Source organism: Halorientalis brevis (assembly GCF_023077655.1).
Genome location: NZ_JALLGV010000001.1, coordinates 682,962 through 700,295 on the forward strand (window position 1 = coordinate 682,962; position 17,334 = coordinate 700,295).

The 17,334-nt window shown below is 67.4% G+C and carries 20 protein-coding genes; 12 read left to right on the forward strand and 8 right to left on the reverse strand.

Annotation, left to right across the window (positions count from 1 at the left end):
- Positions 1-8: 8 nt before the first annotated feature.
- A complete protein-coding gene (locus MU553_RS03585) occupies positions 9-1,184 on the forward strand; it encodes a DHH family phosphoesterase (protein WP_247375715.1) in 1,176 nt (391 codons plus the stop codon).
- Positions 1,185-1,293: 109 nt separating this feature from the next.
- On the opposite strand, the gene MU553_RS03590 is transcribed toward MU553_RS03585, so the two are convergent.
- Positions 1,294-1,737, reverse strand: a complete 444-nt coding sequence (locus MU553_RS03590) for a GlcG/HbpS family heme-binding protein (protein WP_247375717.1) — start codon at positions 1,735-1,737, stop codon at positions 1,294-1,296.
- A 252-nt stretch (positions 1,738-1,989) separates the two neighbouring features.
- Positions 1,990-2,787: a DUF8127 domain-containing protein gene (locus tag MU553_RS03595; protein ID WP_247375719.1), complete on the reverse strand. Its 798-nt coding sequence runs from the start codon at positions 2,785-2,787 to the stop codon at positions 1,990-1,992.
- A 146-nt stretch (positions 2,788-2,933) separates the two neighbouring features.
- Here MU553_RS03595 and MU553_RS03600 point away from each other — a divergent pair, with 146 nt between their 5' ends.
- On the forward strand, positions 2,934-4,022 hold the full coding sequence (locus MU553_RS03600; RefSeq protein WP_247375721.1) for an aldo/keto reductase: 1,089 nt from the start codon (positions 2,934-2,936) through the stop codon (positions 4,020-4,022).
- 2 nt (positions 4,023-4,024) lie between these two features.
- On the opposite strand, the gene MU553_RS03605 is transcribed toward MU553_RS03600, so the two are convergent.
- Positions 4,025-4,195, reverse strand: coding sequence for an HVO_0758 family zinc finger protein (locus MU553_RS03605; protein ID WP_247375723.1), 171 nt, complete (start codon positions 4,193-4,195; stop codon positions 4,025-4,027).
- 117 nt (positions 4,196-4,312) lie between these two features.
- Between MU553_RS03605 and MU553_RS03610 the strand changes: the two genes are divergently transcribed.
- The 6 genes from MU553_RS03610 (at position 4,313) to MU553_RS03635 (ending at position 9,939) form a co-directional block, all read left to right on the forward strand.
- Positions 4,313-5,488 carry an MFS transporter gene (locus MU553_RS03610; RefSeq protein ID WP_247375725.1) on the forward strand — a complete coding sequence of 392 codons (1,176 nt, stop codon included), beginning with the start codon at positions 4,313-4,315 and terminating at the stop codon, positions 5,486-5,488.
- A gap of 45 nt (positions 5,489-5,533) precedes the next feature.
- Positions 5,534-6,631 (forward strand): glycosyltransferase family protein, encoded by a 1,098-nt coding sequence (locus tag MU553_RS03615; RefSeq protein ID WP_247375727.1) that lies wholly within the window; start codon positions 5,534-5,536, stop codon positions 6,629-6,631.
- Between the two features lie 56 nt (positions 6,632-6,687).
- The gene (locus tag MU553_RS03620; protein WP_247375728.1) at positions 6,688-7,158 is read left to right on the forward strand and encodes a DUF7109 family protein; all 471 of its coding nucleotides are present in this window, start codon (positions 6,688-6,690) and stop codon (positions 7,156-7,158) included.
- 49 nt (positions 7,159-7,207) lie between these two features.
- Entirely contained in the window at positions 7,208-7,807 is a 600-nt protein-coding gene (locus tag MU553_RS03625) for an NUDIX hydrolase (RefSeq protein ID WP_247375730.1), read from the forward strand.
- Between the two features lie 181 nt (positions 7,808-7,988).
- On the forward strand, positions 7,989-8,768 hold the full coding sequence (locus tag MU553_RS03630) for a DUF7388 family protein (protein WP_247375732.1): 780 nt from the start codon (positions 7,989-7,991) through the stop codon (positions 8,766-8,768).
- A gap of 10 nt (positions 8,769-8,778) precedes the next feature.
- Positions 8,779-9,939: an NAD(P)/FAD-dependent oxidoreductase gene (locus MU553_RS03635; RefSeq protein WP_247375734.1), complete on the forward strand. Its 1,161-nt coding sequence runs from the start codon at positions 8,779-8,781 to the stop codon at positions 9,937-9,939.
- Here MU553_RS03635 and MU553_RS03640 read toward each other — a convergent pair whose 3' ends face one another.
- Together MU553_RS03640 and MU553_RS03645 are read right to left on the reverse strand one after the other, a co-directional pair.
- A complete protein-coding gene (locus tag MU553_RS03640) occupies positions 9,940-10,386 on the reverse strand; it encodes an Hsp20/alpha crystallin family protein (RefSeq protein ID WP_247375736.1) in 447 nt (148 codons plus the stop codon). It abuts the gene before it with no gap.
- Positions 10,383-10,541 carry a DUF7559 family protein gene (locus tag MU553_RS03645; RefSeq protein ID WP_247375738.1) on the reverse strand — a complete coding sequence of 53 codons (159 nt, stop codon included), beginning with the start codon at positions 10,539-10,541 and terminating at the stop codon, positions 10,383-10,385. The genes MU553_RS03640 and MU553_RS03645 overlap by 4 nt, the downstream gene beginning before the upstream one ends.
- Before the next feature lie 69 nt (positions 10,542-10,610).
- Between MU553_RS03645 and MU553_RS03650 the strand changes: the two genes are divergently transcribed.
- The gene (locus MU553_RS03650; RefSeq protein WP_247375740.1) at positions 10,611-11,423 is read left to right on the forward strand and encodes a DUF429 domain-containing protein; all 813 of its coding nucleotides are present in this window, start codon (positions 10,611-10,613) and stop codon (positions 11,421-11,423) included.
- Here MU553_RS03650 and MU553_RS03655 read toward each other — a convergent pair whose 3' ends face one another.
- A complete protein-coding gene (locus MU553_RS03655; RefSeq protein WP_247375742.1) occupies positions 11,424-12,068 on the reverse strand; it encodes a MaoC/PaaZ C-terminal domain-containing protein in 645 nt (214 codons plus the stop codon).
- Between the two features lie 120 nt (positions 12,069-12,188).
- On the opposite strand from MU553_RS03655, the gene MU553_RS03660 reads away from it, so the two are divergent.
- Positions 12,189-13,907: a radical SAM protein gene (locus MU553_RS03660; protein ID WP_247375744.1), complete on the forward strand. Its 1,719-nt coding sequence runs from the start codon at positions 12,189-12,191 to the stop codon at positions 13,905-13,907.
- Here the strand turns inward: MU553_RS03660 and MU553_RS03665 are convergent.
- Complete coding sequence (locus tag MU553_RS03665) at positions 13,904-14,086, reverse strand: DUF7836 family putative zinc-binding protein (RefSeq protein ID WP_247375746.1); 183 nt, start codon at positions 14,084-14,086, stop codon at positions 13,904-13,906. The two genes, MU553_RS03660 and MU553_RS03665, sit on opposite strands and share 4 nt — an antisense overlap.
- Positions 14,087-14,195: 109 nt before the next feature.
- Here MU553_RS03665 and MU553_RS03670 point away from each other — a divergent pair, with 109 nt between their 5' ends.
- Together MU553_RS03670 and MU553_RS03675 are read left to right on the forward strand one after the other, a co-directional pair.
- The gene (locus tag MU553_RS03670) at positions 14,196-14,633 is read left to right on the forward strand and encodes a universal stress protein (RefSeq protein WP_247375748.1); all 438 of its coding nucleotides are present in this window, start codon (positions 14,196-14,198) and stop codon (positions 14,631-14,633) included.
- A gap of 107 nt (positions 14,634-14,740) precedes the next feature.
- A complete protein-coding gene (locus MU553_RS03675) occupies positions 14,741-16,567 on the forward strand; it encodes a flippase-like domain-containing protein (protein ID WP_247375750.1) in 1,827 nt (608 codons plus the stop codon).
- On the opposite strand, the gene MU553_RS03680 is transcribed toward MU553_RS03675, so the two are convergent.
- Complete coding sequence (locus MU553_RS03680; protein ID WP_247375752.1) at positions 16,564-17,130, reverse strand: DUF84 family protein; 567 nt, start codon at positions 17,128-17,130, stop codon at positions 16,564-16,566. The genes MU553_RS03675 and MU553_RS03680 overlap by 4 nt on opposite strands.
- Positions 17,131-17,334: the final 204 nt, after the last annotated feature.

Below are 17,334 nucleotides of genomic sequence, written 5' to 3' on the forward strand. Positions count from 1 at the left end.
AGCCGAGTATGCCACTTGCAGCCGCAGGTGGTGGTGGCGTGCAAAACGCCGTCGACACCACCGCGGCATTCGCCCTGGAGAATCCCGAACTCGCGATCCTGGCCGTCGTCGCCCTGGCTGTGGCCGCCGTCAGCGCGAGCTGGGGCGTCCAGCGACTCCGACGTTCGAAGGGTCACCGGTTCAGACGCGCCCTGGCCAAACGCGACGAGATCGCCATTCTGATGCACCCCAACCCGGACCCGGACGCGATGTCGTGTGCGATGGCCGTCGACGCGATCGCGTCGGCAGTCGACACCGACGCGACGATGCACTACGCGGGCCAGATTCGCCACCAGGAAAATCGTGCGTTCGAGACGGTCCTCGACCTGAACTTCGACCGCGTCGTCGACGCGAGCGAACTGGCCGCCGACGACGTCGTCCTGGTCGACCACAACACGCCCCGCGGCTTCTCCGGCGCCGACAGCATCGACCCGTTCGCCGTCATCGACCACCACCCCGGCGGCGGCACCGGCACGGAGTTCACCGACGTGCGAACCGACAACGGGGCCTGTGCCACGATCTTCGCCGAGTACTGCCAGTCGATGGGCTGGACGCCCATCGATCCCGACGAGGAGGCCGGTCCCGACGAACTCCCGACCGACGTGGCCACGGGTCTCATCCACGGCATCCAGTCCGACACGAAGAGCCTCACGAAGGGCTGTTCGCCCGCCGAATTCCGGGCCGCAGCGTACCTCTACAGCGGCGTCGACCAGGACGCGCTCGACCGCATCGCCAACCCCGAGGTCGACGCCGAAGTACTGGAGGTGAAAGCGCGCGCCATCACCAACCGCGACGTCCGCACCGCCTTCGCTTTCTCCAACGTCGGCGACGTGAACAACGCCGACGCGATCCCGCAGGCCGCCGACGAACTCCTCCGGCTCGAGGGCGTGACCGCCGTCGTCGTCGCCGGCGAGAAAGACGGCACCATCCACCTCTCCGGACGCTCTCGGGACGACCGCGTCCACATGGGCAAGACGCTACGCTCGGCCGTCGACGACATCCCGATGGCCGAGGCCGGCGGCCACGCTCGCATGGGCGGCGGCCAGATCTCCATCGACCACATGGAGGGCATCGGTCCCTCGACCGGGATGACCATGCCCGAGCTGACCGATCGGCTGTTCGACGCGATGTCCGGCGACATATAGTCGAGGGTTCTCGGACTCCGGGAGGCCACCACGGACCGTGAGTTCATCCCACAGATCAGGCCTGATCGCGATGACCAGCCTGGCGTGAGAAAAAGGGTCGCTGAGCGAGTTACTCGACGAGTTCGTCGAATCGCTCGACGCCGGCCTCAGCGACTTCGACGTCCTGGCTGACCTCGCCGCCGCTCGAACCGACGGCACCCACCACGGCGCCGTCGTGCTCCAGCGGAATGCCGCCGCCGAACACGACGAGACGGCTTTCGTCGGTCACCTGGAGGCCCCACAGTGATTCGCCGGGGATCGTGACCTCAGCGAGGTCCTCGGTGGCCATCTCGAATCCGGCAGCGGTGTAAGCCTTGTTCAGGGAGATGTTCACGCTCGGTAACCAGGCGTTGTCCATCCGGCGCTGGGCGATGAAATTCCCTTCGGCGTCCGTCACGGCCATCACGCTCTGTAAACCGATGGTTTCGGACTGCTCTTCCATCGCGTCCAGGATCTCTTTCGCCATCTCCAGGGGTACCTGTTCAGTCGTGCGGAGTTCGGGATTCGGAGTCATTGTGTGTCGAGTGCTCGGCAGACGAACGCTGGCCGAGAGCAGGGGAGCACAGACTGCAGCCACATCAGACGGACGACGTGACCGGTCTCCAGCAGGCGAATCACAAACAGAGAGCAGCGAGACGGAATAAGGTACGGCGACCAGTTCCTTAACTTCCCCGTCGGTGGCATCGCCCGACATATCGAGTCCGAGACGGCACGAGCGTGCACGTGAGATCGACGGTCGTCTGTGTTTCGCCGAAACGAGGGGACGCTACTCTTCGCCGTCGTTCTCGTCGCGCTCGGTATGAGGAGACGTGCCGACGTAGATCAGTTCGACACGTCGGCTCAGATGGTGGAGAAACACCGTCCCTGTCAAGAAAGCGAAAAACGGCAGCATGAACCGTGTGAACGACGAGGGGTCGTCAGATCCTTCGAGATACACCCGGTAATACCGCCCGTCCTCGGGTCGTATCCGCCCGTCTTCGAGTCGGATCGGCGTCTCCGGGACTGGTACGTTGCGATGTGAGGTCGCGCTCCCTTCTCGTGCAGCCCTCGCGACGACTGGGGACGCGGACTCGACCGGAACAGAAACGTCCCGCAGCGCTCGCTCCGGCGAAACGGGTTCAAGGGTGAGAGCCACCGGGTACATGCCGTCGTCTCGTGGCGCAGACGTGTTCGTCACGTAGGCTGCCTCGTAGACGGTGTCGTTCAGCAATACGTAGCGGTATCGCGCGCCGAGTGCTCCCGGTTCGAGCGTGTTGTTGGGGGTACTGTGGGAGAACGAACTGGGAATCCGTCCCCGATCGAGCACCAATTGTTCGAGCGAACAGATACGAATCTCCGAGCCGCTCGAACACCCGACCTCGTGGCTGATCGGCAGCCTGGATTCCGTGACGTCGTCGGTAGCATACGCGATCCCGGAGGCATCCGCTGTGACACGGACGCGCTCGTACCGGTAGGTCGAATCACCGATATGGAGTGCAGCGAACCACAGCGGCGCCGTCAACAGTCCGACGCAGAGGAGCGCGAGAAACACATCGCGATACAGCACCGATCGACCGGAGGGCATGTAATTCGGCTTCGACCGGGGCCGTGGTCAAACTTTCTCCACAGTTGAACTATTCGGACGCCAGTTGTATCGACAGCCACCAGTCGGCGATGCCACGGACCACCGCGACCGCCCCGGTTTTACCGCCGGCTCTCCAACCCAGCGACATGGCCACACGAGAGGCGACCTGGGACTACCGTGACGACCATCACGAGCGATTCGCTCGCACGTACTATCGGGCGTTCTCCGACTGCGTCGTCTCCTCGATCGGCGTCGGCACCTACCTCGGCGAACCCACCGACGCCGCCGACGAGGGGTACCACGACGCCATCGTCCAGGCACTGGAGTCTGGCGTGAACGTCGTCGACACCGCCATCAACTACCGCTGTCAGCGCAGCGAGCGGGTCGTCGGCGACGCCATCGACGACGCCGACGTCGACCGCGAGGCCGTCCTCGTCGCGACGAAGGGCGGCTTCGTGGGCTTCGACGGCGACCGGCCGGCCGATCCCGGCCAGTACATCCGCGAGGAGTACCTCGATTCCGGCATCGTCGACCCCGACGACCTCGCGCTGGGTCAGCACTGCATCGCCCCGGATTACGTCGACGACCAGCTCGATCGCTCGCTCGACAACCTCGGTCTCGACGCCATCGACCTCTACTACATCCACAATCCCGAAACCCAGCTGGAGACCAAGAGCCGCGAAGACGTCTACGATCAGCTCGAGGCGACGTTCACGAGGCTGGAGGAGCGCGCCCAGGCCGGCGACGTCCGCCACTACGGGGTAGCGACCTGGGAGGCCTTCCGCGTCGGGCCTGACCACGAGAGCTATCTCTCGCTCCCGGAGGTCGTCTCGCGGGCGCGGGCAGCCTCGGACGCGGCCGGGACCGACGCGACGCATCTCAGAGCCATTCAGCTCCCGTTCAACGTCTACATGGCCGACGCGTTCACCGTCGAATCCCACGAGGGGGCCGACGGTCCGCAGAGCGCGCTCTGGTTCGCCAACGACGCGGGGCTGGACGTGTTCACGAGCGCGTCGATCATGCAAGGGAAACTCGCCGCCGAGATGCCGGACGAGGTCGAAGCGGAACTCGACGGGGAGACCCGCGCCCAGCGCGCGATCAACTTCGCGCGGAGCGCGCCCGGGGTGACCACGTCGCTGGTCGGGATGGGATCGCCTGCCCACGTTCAGGAAAACGTCGATGCGGGAACGTTCGAGCCGCTCGGTGCCGGGGCCTTCGACGCCGTCTTCGAGTAGCGCTACCCGATCCGCTGCCACTCTCGGTCGCACTCGGGACAGAACCGGACGGTTCCCAGTGCGTCCGGGTCGTTTCGCGTCCCGAGTTCCTCACCGCACTCCGCGCAGGTGAGCCGCTCGTAGGTGTCTTTCTCGATCGCCCCGGACCGCAGCCCCTTGCGAACGGATTCCATATCAGACGCTAAACACGGCGACGGTATAAATACCATGCCGGTCGTCTGACACGTGTTCGACGAGCGCGTCGCGGCGGCTCCCGGAAGGTTTGACTCGGCGGCGGCGGAAGGGCCGCCGTGGCACGACGAGAGGTGTTTGGGTCGCTCTGTTCGCTCGTCTTCCTCGTCAACCTCGGTCGCGTCGTCTTCGCCCCGCTGTTGGAGCCGCTCCGGACCGCGTTCGGCGCCAGCGGGACGACGTTGGGGCTGCTCGCGACGCTCGCCTGGCTCGGCAGCGCGCTCCCGCGCATTCCGACGGGCTATCTGCTGACGCACGTCCCGCGGCAGTACGTCGTCCTCGCGACCGGGGGCGTCCTGACGGCCGCGGCGTTGTTTACCGCCGCTGCACCGTCGATTCCGGCGCTCATGCTCGGGGCCTTCCTGATGGGGATGGCCAGCGGCGCGTACTTCATCGCGGCCAACCCGCTCGTCACCGAACTCTACCCCGAGCGAGTCGGCCGGGCGCTGGGGATTCACGGAATGGCCTCGCAACTGGCCGCCGCCGGTGCCCCACTGTTGGTCACCGCCGCGTTGCTCGTCGGTGACTGGCGAACCACCTTCCAGGGCATCGCCGTCGTCGCCGCGCTGGCCACCGCCGGCTTCGTCCTCGCCAGCAGGCAGACCGACCTGCCGAACGCGGGCGTCCACGACCGCGACCTGCTGGGCGCGGTCCGGCAGCAGTACCCGATCGTCCTCGCCGGCGTCGCCATCCTCGGGTTCGCCGGCTTCGTCTGGAACGGGCTGTTCAACTTCTACGTCACCTACCTCACCACGACGAAAGCCGTCTCCGGAACGATGGCCCGAAACCTGCTGACGGTCGTGTTCGCCGCCGGCGTCCCCGCTTTCTTCGTCTCCGGCCACCTCGCCGACCGCCTGCCGTTGGTGTCCTATCTCTTCGCCGTTCTCGTCGGCTTCGGTGGCGCGGTCCTCCTGGTGACCGTCTCGTCGGGACTGGTCACGCTGGCACTCGTGAGTGCGCTGTTGGGGTACGTCGTTCACAGCCTCTTCCCGGCGGTCGACACGCTCTTGCTCGGGTCGCTGCCCGATCGGCACCGCGCCAGCGCCTACGCCGCCTACAGCGGGAGCATGATGATCGTCCAGGCGACCGGGAGCTCCGCGGTCGGCGCACTCACCGACGCCGGCCTCGCCTTCGATTTCGTCTTCCGCGCGCTCGTCGCCGCGCTCTTCTGTCTCGTGGCCGTTCTCGTCGTCGTCCACCGACTCGGGCGGTTCCCGACGGGAGCCAGAGCATAACCGAGAACGGCGGACTTTTTCGGGGAGCATCCGTAGGTGCTGGCGATGGAATACGTCCAGGAGCGCGTGGCGACGCTCCACGCGTTCTCCGACCGGGTTCCCGACGCGCCCACGGAGAGCGCCGCCGTCGTCGTGCCGCTCACCGAGCGCGAACACGCCAGCCTCGCCGCCGAGCGCGTTCTCACCACGCTCGAACGGGTGGACCCGGCCCGCGTCATCGTCGCCCTGCGAGCCAGCGAGGACCACGTCGCCACCGTCACCCGGTGGCTCGACTCCTTCGAGCTCGCCCCCGACGTGCTGTGGTGCAACGCTCCCGAAGTCCGAGAGCGACTCGGCGAGGTCGGCCTGAACGGCCCCGCCGGGAAGGGCCGCGACGTCTGGCTCGCGCTCGGGCTGGCAGCCCAGGAGGAGTACGTCGTCGTCCACGACGCCGACGCGACGACGTACTCTCGCGCCCACGTCCCGCGGCTGCTCTTCCCGCTCGCAGAGGGCTACGACTTCTCGAAGGGCTACTACGCCCGCGTCGAGAACGACCGCCTCTACGGCCGCCTCTTTCGGCTCTTCTACACGCCGCTGGTGCGTGCGCTCGACGAAGGCCACGAGGACGACGTCGTCGATTACCTGGCGAGCTTCCGGTACGCCCTGGCCGGCGAGTTCGCCGCGACGAGCGAGCTCGTCCGGAGCTTGCGGGCCCAACGCGGCTGGGGCCTGGAGATCGGGACCCTGGGGGACGCCTTCGAGGGCGCCGGCTTCGACGGCTCCGCACAGGTCGACCTCGGCCAGCACGAACACGACCACCGCGCCGTCGGCGGGCCGCAGGGCCTGGGCGACATGTGCAGCGAGGTCGCCACGGCGCTGTTCCAGGTCGTCGAAGACGCGGGCCTGCAGCCGGCGTACGACCGGCTCCGCGAGCGATACCGAGCGGAAGCCGACCGCCTCGTCCGGCAGTACGAGACCGACGCGGCGTTCAACGGCCTCGAATTCGACGCCGCCGGCGAGCGCGAGCAGGTCGAGACCTACGCCGATGCCGTCCAGCCGCCGGCCGAGGACACTCGGCTCCCCGCCTGGCGGGACACCGACCTCGACCCGGCGGCGGTCAGGGACGCCTCCGACGAAGGGCTTGATCGAACGGGGAGCCGCTGACGGCCGCACGGGGAGCGGGCAGAAGCGTAAAGAGGGAGCCAGTCGCCCGACGGGACATGGACGTGACCGGCGACGAGCTGGCGGGCGTCGTCGACCTCTTCGGCGCGCTCACTCGCGAGGAACTCGGGCAGGCGCTCGTCGAACTGGCGTACAAACAGGGCGAGGACTGTGACCCCTCGGCGTTCGATCCGGACGTCGACGACGCAATCGGGACGTACCACCTCGTGTCCGTCGACGCCGACGACACCGACGAAGAGTGGCTGTTCCCGGGTCCCGTCGCGTTCCCGGAGTTGCTCGAGGGCGCGACGGACCTGCCACACATCATGGCCATCGAGCAGCGGTCGATCGACCGGGAGCGGCTGGGCGAGGCCGGCAAAGCGCAGTTCCAGCGTGACACGGACGCGGCCGTCGCGGCCGGCGACACCGAGCGCATCGAGCAACTGCTCGACGTGAGTTACGAACTCGAAGTGTGGGCGCCGGTCGATCTCGCGGCCGCACGCGACCGGCTCGACGAGGCCCTCTCATAAATCAGGGGACCCCGGGCAAATTAAGAGCGCCCGGTTCGACATGTAGTGTATGGACCTGGAGCGGGTGGTCGCGCACGACGCTGTCGGTATTTCCGACGAGGAGCGCGAGGCAGCCGTGCTCGCGCCGGTCATCACCCGCGACGGAGACCACTATCTCCTCTTCACCAAGCGTGCAGACCACCTCGGCGAACACCCCGGCCAGATGAGTTTCCCCGGCGGCGGCCGCGAGCCCAGCGACGACGGTCTCCAGGCGACCGCGCTCCGGGAAGCCAACGAGGAGATCAGTCTCGACCCGGCGGCTGCCGACATCGTCGGCCGACTCGACGACATCCGGACCGTCACCAGATACTCGGTGCGGCCGTACGTCGCTCGCGTTCCCGACGCGGAGTACACGCCCGACGAGCGGGAGGTCGCAGAGATCGCCATCCTCGCCGTCGAAGACCTGATCGACCTCGACAACTACGAGTCCGAACGCCGCGACCATCCCCACTACGGCGACATCCGCCTCCACTTTTTCACCGTCGACGGCTACACCGTCTGGGGCGCGACGGCGCGCATCCTCGTCCAGTTGCTGCAACTGGCGACCGACTGGCAGATGCCCGAGGAAGTCGATCGAGAGGTCGATCCGGATGCTGATCTCCCAGTGTAACCGTTTCATCGGTGAACCGAGAGCAGCGTCCGGAAGACGCTGATCTCCCAGTATAGCTGGTTCATCGGCGAACGGAGAGGGGCGGTAAACGACAGCGTTTTGCCGCGAGGGATCGGGATTCAGATAACTCGCGAGCGTGGCCGACGGCGGTCGCGGCCACGCGCTACTGGAGGAGACACGAATGTTAACCGAGGGCGTACTGGCGACGGCGGGTATCGACGCGATCGCGGTGAAACCGACGGAGTGTGACGTCTCGCGTGCGGGAGACCTCGCGGTCGAAACGGTGACGATCGACTACGAGGGCCGCGAACACCTCCCGGACGCCGAGACGCTGACGGACCTCGCCGACGACAAGACGGTCCGAGTAACGACGCCAGTCCGAGCCGACGGGTTCGACCCGCTCGGCGACGACGAGCGCTGGGAACGGCTCCCCGACTCCGTCGGACGGGTTCTCGTCGCGGGCCACCCGGCGTATCTGACCGACGAGGAGAAACAGCGGGCCGTCGCCCCGCGACTCGGGGCTGCCAGGGACCGCGCTCCGGACGCATGGGTCGGGACCGAGAGCGTCGAGCGGATCGCGCTCGCGGTCGGCGGCACCCAGTTCGAGTTGCTCTCGCGGTCGACCGAGCGCGATCTCCGCGCGCTCCGGGCGGCAGGCTTCGACGGCGAAATCGCCGTCTACGCGCCGCTGGTCGTGAGCGACGACGAGGACGCCATCCTCGACGCCGTCGGTGCCTACGCCGCACGCCGGAAACCCGTCCGAGAGGCACTGCCGGCCGACGCCGCGACGGACGCGACCGCAACTGGCCGAGCGCGGTCGGTCCTCTCGAAGGCCGTCCGGGACTACGCGCTCGTCGGCGACGAGGACAGCGTCCGAACGCAGACGGACCGGCTCCGAGACGCTGGCGTCGACACCGTCGTCGGCTACCCTGCTCGCGGGATCGACGCGGTCGCGGACTGATACGAGACCGATGGCATCCAAACGGGTTGCAGTCGTCGGTGGCGGCGCGGTGGGCGTGACCGCAGCGCGGGAACTCGCGGACGCCGGGGCAGCGGTGACGCTCTTCGAGCGGGGATCGGTCGCCGCCGGGAGTTCCGGCCGGGCCGCCGGCATCTGCTACGACGCCGTCGCGGACCGCATCGACGCGGCCGTGGCCGCGGCGGCGATGGACCGCTTCCGCTCGCTCGCAGCCGAAACGCGCTTTTCGTTCACGGAACGCCCCTACGTCTGGCTGGCGCGCGACGGCGACGAGGGTCGCGCCGAGGCGATCGAAAAACAGGTCCCGCGGATGCGAAAACGGGGCCGTGACGTGGCGTTCGTCGAGCCAGCAGCTCTCGCGGATCGGTTCCCCGCGCTCCGGACCGACGACGTCGCGGTGGCCGCCATCGCCCACGACGCCGCCACAACTGACCCGGCGACCTACACCGAGGTCGTGGCAGCGCAGGCGCGGGCTGCCGGCGCGACCATCGAGACGGACACCGAGGTGGCCCTGGCGGAGGGACCAGCCGTCACGACGCCCGACCGCGTTCGGGAGTTCGACGCAGTCCTCGTCGCGGCCGGGGCCCACACCCGCAAGCTCCTCGCCGCGGTCGACGTTCCCGTTCCGGTCAAGGCCTACCGCGTGCAGGCGCTCGTGACCGAGCCGTCTCCGGCCAGCAGCGACGCACCCATCCTCTACGACGCGACGGCAGGGTTCTACTGCCGACCGCGCGACGGGGGATTCCTGGTGGGCGACGGGACTGAAGAACGGGACTTCGATCCGGACGACTGGGACCGAACGGCCGACGAGGCGTTCGTGACCTCGGCGTGTGACCGGTTCGGAGACGCGCTCGCTCGGGAAGTCGACGTGCCGGCAGTCGACCGGTCCTGGGCAGGCCTCTGTACGGCGACGCCCGACCGCGACCCGCTCGTGGGGGAAGTCGCTCCCGACCTGTTCGTCGCAGTCGGCTGGCACGGCCACGGGTTCATGCGAGCGCCCGCGCTGGGCGACGCGGTCGCACGGATGCTGCTAGAGAAAGACGTGGAGGGGGATAGTGACGGGTGGATCGGCGACGCGCTCGACGCGTTCGATCCGACCCGGTTCGACGGTGACGAGGAGTTCGCGGTCGTCGAGGGGATGACCGTCGAGTGATCAGGCCCCGTCGTCGGTCGCGTCTTCGCCCTCGGTGGTGTCGGTTTCCTCCGTGACGGGCATCTCGCTGGCGGTGTCTTCCTTGGGCACGCGAACTTCGAGCGTGCCGTTCTGTCGGAGGGTCGCGTCCGCCTCTTTCGGGTCGACGTCGGCGTCGGCGGGCAGCGTGATCTGTCCGTCGAGTGCGAGGCCGCGGCCGGGCAGGAGCATGTCGTAGCCCTCGTGGAAGTCGCGGAAGCGGTCGACGCGAACCTCGACGGTGTTGTCCTCGAACCGGACCTGAACGTCGCTACTGGTCGTGCCCGGCGCGTCGAAGACGGCGAGGTAGGCGTCCTCGCTCTCCAGGAGATCGACGGGCAGGGGACGGCGTTCCTGGACCGTGCTTGCCGCACGGCCGACGGTCTCCATCACGGCGTTACCGATCGAGCGGCCGAGTTCGCGGATCATAGTTCGATCGCTTCGAGGCAGTCGGTGCCACCGCACATCGGGCAGTTGAGGTCCGAGACGCTGAGATCGTCGGGGACGTCGTACGTATAGTGATTCTCGAACATGTCGAGTTCACAGTCCGGGGAGGTACACTTGATCTCCTCAGTCTTCGGCATACGTTCAGGTACGCCCGCGGACACCAAGAATGCCCCGGCTTTTTCTCTCTCGCTGCCCTCTCCTCGACCGTGACAGCGACCCTCCACGGCATCGACTTCAGCGGCGCTCGCCAGGCCGGCCACGGCATCTGGCTCGCCGAGGCGACCGTCGACGGCGACAGCCTTCGCGTGGAGAGTTGCGCGTCGGCCGCCGACCGCTTCGGCGTCGCCGAGCGCGCGCCATGTCTCGGCCGCCTGTGTGCGTTCCTCCGCGACGCCTCGGTCGTCGGACTGGACGTCTCGTTCGGCGTCCCGGCACCGGTCCACGGCCGCGACACCTGGGAGGACTCCCTGGAGTGGGTCGCGACCGCCGCGACAGACGTCGACGGCTTCGAGGAGGCGTGCGTCTCCCGTGCCGAGCAGACGGGGAGCGACCGGACGTACCTGCTCCGGGAAACCGACGGCCCCGTGGGGGCGCAGTCGCCGTACCACTGGCTCGTGGCCAGCCAGACGTTCCACGGCATCCGGGACGTTCTCGCACCATTGGCCCGGACCGACGACGTCTGCGTTCGGCCGATGCAGTCCCCGGCGGACGCGACGCCCGACGCGACCCAGCTCTGTGAGGTGTATCCGGCAGCCACCCTCGCGACCTGTTCGCTCCCCGCCCGCGAGTACAAGGACGACGACGGGCCAGCGCGGGAACGTCGCGAAGAGATCGTCGACGGCCTCGAAGCGGCGACTGCGATCGAGTTCGCCGCCGACGTCCGCGGCCAACTGATCGACGACGCGGGCGGCGACGCGCTCGATGCGGTCGTGGCGGCGCTCGCGACCCATCGCGCCCGTGAAGCCGACTTCGAGCCGGACCGGGCGTACGATCCCGTCGAGGGTCACATCTACGTGTAGTCAGTGGAGGTGCGGCAGGTCGTCGATGAGGATGGTCGCCGTCCCCTGAATGACGATGTCGTCGTCCTGGTTCTCGACGTGGGTCGCGACGCGGAACCGGTCGTTAGCGAGTCGATCGACGATCCGACACCGGGCGGTGAACGTGTCGCCGACGTCCGCGGGCGCGACGAACTCCAGTTCCTGGCTGAGGTAGATCGTCATTCCAGGGAACGCCGCCAGCGCCGCGCTGATGAGACCGGAAACGAGCGTCCCGTGGGCGATGCGCCGGCCGAACCGCGTGCGCTCGGCGAACTCGTCGTTGAGGTGGAGCGCGTTGGTGTCGCTCGTGATGCGGGCGAACTGACGGACCTCGTCGTCGGTGAGCGATCGCGTCAGGGAGACTTCGTCGCCGACGCCCAACTGTTCCTCGTCGGCGACCGAGAGTTCGAACTCGCCCCGGACCCCGCCGTAGGGCAGCCGCGGGGTCTGCATGTCCTCGATTTCGTTGAGAAACGGGAACGCCGCGGCCAGGAACTTCTGCGGGTCGGCCTGGAACTGCTCCTTACAACCTTCCGAGCAGAAGTAGTACTCCACGCCGTCGATCTCAGTGACGGCGCCGGGATCCTCGGGGTCGACCTCCATCCCGCACGCGATGTCGATTGCCATCGTCTCTAGGGACGGCGCTGAGTCCCGTAGTGGTGGTTCCGGACTGTGTGCGAGATGGTATCTCGGCCGCCGAGCCCGCACATCCACATCGTTTTACTCGTCGAGAGACAAGCGGCGTCCATGACAGACCCGGCAACCCTCGACGTGACCATCGTGGACGGCTACGTCGACGAGCCGGCTCACTTCGGCGTTCCTCCCTACGTCTCCACCTACCCTCGCTACACCGCCGGTGCGCTGGTCGATGCGGGCGTCCCGCCAGAACAGATCACCTACCACACCATCGACGCGCTCCGCGACGACAGCAGCCGCTGGCAGGACGTCGAAGAGGCCGACCTGTTCGTCTACGTCGGCGGCATGACCGTCCCCGGGAACTACGTCGGGGGCACCCCGGCCGAGCCCGACGAGGTCCGCCGGATGGCCTGGACCGCCGAAGGCACGTCGTTGATGGGCGGCCCCGTCCGCTTCGGCGTCGGCGAGGAGAACGCCGGCGCGCAGGACATGGAACGCGACGACCTGGACTACGACTTCGTCGCGAAAGGCGACGTGGAAGCCGCCGCCTACGACCTGGTCCACGGCGGCATGGAAGGGTTCGGCAACCGGATGCGCGACAACGAGGAGATCGCCCGGTGGGCTCGTGAGGGCGCGTTCATCATCGAACAGCACCCCAACCACCCCGACTACCTCATCTGCGAGATGGAGACCTCGCGGGGCTGTCCGTACCGGTGTTCGTTCTGCACGGAGCCGCTGTACGGCGACCCCTCCTTCCGCCCCACCGACACCGTCGTCGGCGAGGTCGAAGCCCTCTACGAGCGCGGTGCGCGGCACTTCCGCCTCGGTCGCCAGGCCGACATCCTCGCCTACGGCGGCGACGGCGAGAAACCGAACCCCGACGCGTTGCGGGACCTCTACGGCGGCATCCGCGAGGTGGCGCCCGACCTGGAGACGCTCCACCTCGACAACATGAATCCCATCACCATCGTCGAGTGGCCGGAGCTCTCCCGGGAGGGCATCCGGGTCATCGCCGAGCACAACACGCCCGGCGACACGGCCGCGTTCGGCCTCGAGTCGGCCGATCCCCTCGTCCAGGAGGAGAACAACCTCAACGTCTCCGCCGAGGAGTGTTTCCAGGCGGTCAAGATCGTCAACGAGGAGGGCGGCTGGCGACCCGGCGGTGACAAGGACACCGCGCCGAATCACGGCGAGGACGCAGCCCGGCGGCTGCCGAAGATCCTGCCGGGGATCAACCTCGTCCACGGGCTGATGGGCGAGCGGCCGGAAACCTACGAGCACAACAAGCAGTTCCTCCAGCGGGTGTACGACGAGGGGCTGATGCTCCGGCGGGTGAACATCCGCCAGGTCATGGCCTTCGCCGGGACGGACATGTCGGACACCGGCGCGGACATCGCCAAGGAGCACAAAAACCAGTTCAAGGCCTACAAGCGCGAGATTCGCGAGACCATCGACAACCCGATGCTCCAGCGAGTCGCGCCCCCGGGGACGGTCCTCCCGAACGTCCACCTCGAATACCACCAGGACGGGACGACCTTCGGTCGGCAACTCGGGACGTATCCGCTGCTGGTGGGCATTCCCGGCGAGCACGAACTCGGCCAGACGCTGGACGTGGCGGTCACCGACCACGGCTATCGCTCCGTGTCGGGGGTTCCCTATCCGCTCGACATCAACGCGGCGTCGATGGACGAACTCCAGGCGATTCCGGGGATCGGGAAGCAGACGGCGGGGAACATCGTCGTCAATCGGCCCTACGAGGCAGTCAGCGAGGTCGGAGAAATCGACGTGAGTGAGTTCGCAACCGTCAGCCAGTCCGAACGGGCGGACTAGCTCTGGAACTCTTTGAGGACTTCGAGGTCGCGGTCGGTTCGCATGAACTCGGCGGTGGGGCGCTGTTCGCCACAGTCCGGGCACGTGAACGACTCGCTCCGCGCCGGCAAGTCCATGGGTTTTGCCTCCCAGTCTTTGGTACACTCGGGACAGCGCAACTGAACGAACGCCTCGTTCATACTCCAGAATGCGCTGCCCGCATGTGAAAAACCTTCGGCGGTTCTCGTCCGGTGGGAGCGACCCGACAGGTCAAGTGCGTGGCTTGCAAACACGGCAGGTGAACGACCCATGTACGACGACATTCTCATCCCGACAGACGCCAGCCCCGGAGCCGAGGAAGCCATCAGCGAAGCCATCGAACTGGCAGCGCTGACCGACGCGACCGTTCACGCGCTCTACGTGGTGGACACGACGAACTACCCGACGCTGCCGGACGGAAAGTGGGCCACCGTCGAGGAGGCGCTCGAAGGCGAAGGCAAGCGAGCAGTCGACGCGATCGCCGACCGGGCAGCCGACGCCGGCCTCGACGCCGTCACCGCCGTCGAGACCGGGACGCCGCACAAGGAGATCCTCGACTACGCCGAGACCAACGACGTCGACCTCGTCGTCATGGGGACCCACGGCCAGACGGGGATCGACAAGGTGTTGCTCGGCAGCGTCACCGAAAACGTGCTGCGCGAGTCCGACCAGTCGGTGCTGGTCAAGAACATCGGCGACCGCGAGTAGTCGTCACCGCAGCCACTGTTCGCCCGATCAGAAACACGTCGGGAAGGGAACAGTCGACGCTGTAGCGAACAGAAGGTACTTTTGCACCCTACCGAAACAGTCGGGCAATGACCCAGGGCGTCGAGGTGAGCGTCGTCCTCCCGGCCTACAACGAGGCCGACACCATCGAGGAGACCGTGACGGTCACCCTCGAGACGCTCGCCGAGTTCCTCCCCGCACACAGCTACGAGGTCATCGTCGCCGAGGACGGCTGCGAAGACCGAACGCCGGCGATCGCCAGCCGACTCGCCGACGACGACGACCGCATCAGGCACGTCCACAGCGACGAGCGTCTGGGCCGCGGCGGCGCACTTGAGTACGCCTTCCGCGCCGCCGACGGCGAGACGCTGGTGTACTTCGACACCGACCTCGCGACGGACATGAAACACCTCGAAGAACTCGTCGAGAGCATCCGCTCCGACGGGTACGACTTCGCCACCGGCTCCCGCTGGGTGCCCGGCCAGCAGGCCGACCGCCCCGCGAAACGCGGGATTCCGAGCCGTGGCTACAACGGCCTCGTTCGACTGTTCCTGCGCTCGGAACTGCTCGACCACCAGTGTGGGTTCAAGGCGTTCGACCGCGAGGCGCTCTTCGCCCTCATCGGGGACGTCGAAGACGAACACTGGTTCTGGGACACGGAAGTCCTCGTCCGCGCGCAGAAGGACGGCTACCGCGTCAAGGAGTTCCCCGTCGAGTGGACGCCCAAGGGCGACTCGAAGGTCGACCTGGTCCGGGACGTGTTCGGGATGGGGAGCCAGATCCTCCGGACCTGGTGGCAACTGATCGTCAGCCCGCTCATCACCCGCCGGGTGACCCTGACCGCCGGGACGCTGCTGGTGGTGGTCGCGCTGGCGCTGATGACGGTGTATCTCGACCCGACGGCGGTCATCGACGAGATGGGCGCAGCCTGGAGCTCGAATCCCGCGCTCGTCGTCGCCGCCGCACTGGTGTACGTCGTTTCGTGGCCGCTCCGCGGGGCCCGCTACCGGGACATCCTGGCGGAGTTAGGGTATACAGAGCGCGTCGGTTTCCTCACGGGGGCGGTGTTCATTAGCCAGACGGGGAACCTCGTGTTCCCGGCACGGGCCGGTGACGCGGTCCGTGCGTACGTCGTAAAGGCTCGCCGTGGCATCCCGTATCCCTCCGGATTCGCGTCACTGGCCGTCGAACGCGTGTTCGACCTGTTGACGATCACTGCCCTGGCAGGGGCCGTGCTCGTCGGGTACGCGATCTTCGATCCAGCGAGTCTCTCGACGCTTGCGGCCGAGTTGACCGGCGCTCGTGAGAGCGGCCGTGTCGCCGTGTACGTGGCCATGGCGGTCGGGGCAGCGGCGCTCGCCGTCACGGCAGTCATCGTGGCGAGCGCTCGGAGCGACCGCAACTTCGTCAGGAGCGCCGTCCAGCGACTCTCGAACGATTCGTACGCCGATTACGTGGCAAGCGTCCTCGAAACCTTCACCGGCGACATCCAGCGCGTGGCGAGCCGGCCCGCAGCGTTCGCCCGAGTCGGGGCGAGTAGTCTCCTCATCTGGACGCTGGACGTCATCACCGCCGTCCTGGTGTTCGCCGCGTTCGAGGTGAACCTCTCGCTAGGCACGCTCCTGGCAGTCGGCTTCTTCGCCGTGAGCGTGGGCAACCTCGCGAAGGTCCTGCCGCTGTCCCCGGGCGGTATCGGCCTCTACGAGGGGGCGTTTTCCCTGCTGGTCGTCGCACTGACGCCGGTCACGTGGAGCGTCGCCATCGGTGCGGCGATCGTCGATCACGCCGTCAAGAACGTCGTCACGATCGCCGGCGGCGTCGCCTCGATGGGCTGGCTCAACGTCTCGCTCACCACCGCTGTAGAAGAGAGTCGGGAGGTCGACGGCGAAGCCGACGCAGCCGTCGATTCGAATTAGTAGAGGTCGGTGACGAACGGGCCGAGCGCGGCCGCGACCGCGTGGACCAGGGACGATTCCCGGTCGATGATGCCGTCCGAGAGTACGCCGGCCGCGCCCTGCTTCTCACCGAGGTCGTCGGTGCCGAGCAAGTCGTCGAACACGGGCCCGAGTTCCTCCCCGTCACGGACGCGGGCGGCGACGGTCTCGGGGAGTCGAATGCTGGGACCGCTTCCGCGCGTCGTCCGCGTCCCGTCGGAGACGGCAGCCCACATGACGAGATACAGGTCCGACGAGTCAGCGATTGGGGCGATGTCGGACGCCCACTCGCGGTCGCCGGTGCCTTCGCGGCGGAGTTCCGCCACGCCACCCTCGATGCCGATTCCGAGGTCGACTTCGGGGCCGAACGCCAGCGCGCTCTCGGCGCGGTTCTGGGCTCCTGCGATCGTCTGAGCGTGGCCGCGCGGCTGTTCGGGCACGTCCGAGTCGACGGCGACCGGATCGACGACGGCGTCGTAGTCGGCCAGCGCCCGTTCGGTCGCCGCGACCTTCACCGGATTCTCGCTCCCTACCGCAACGTGCATACCGGACCATTGTCTGAACTAGACTTGTGGCTTGCCATCGATTCACACTATATTAATCATTAACCACCGTTCGCAGAAACGGGCGGTATAGCGGGTGTGCGCGTCCCCCGCAGCAGCGAGCCGAAATATTTAAATAACTTTCGCTCTAATCAGTTTTTTACCGACAACCGTCCGGGGTTTTTCAGGACGTTTCCTGCCCGGATA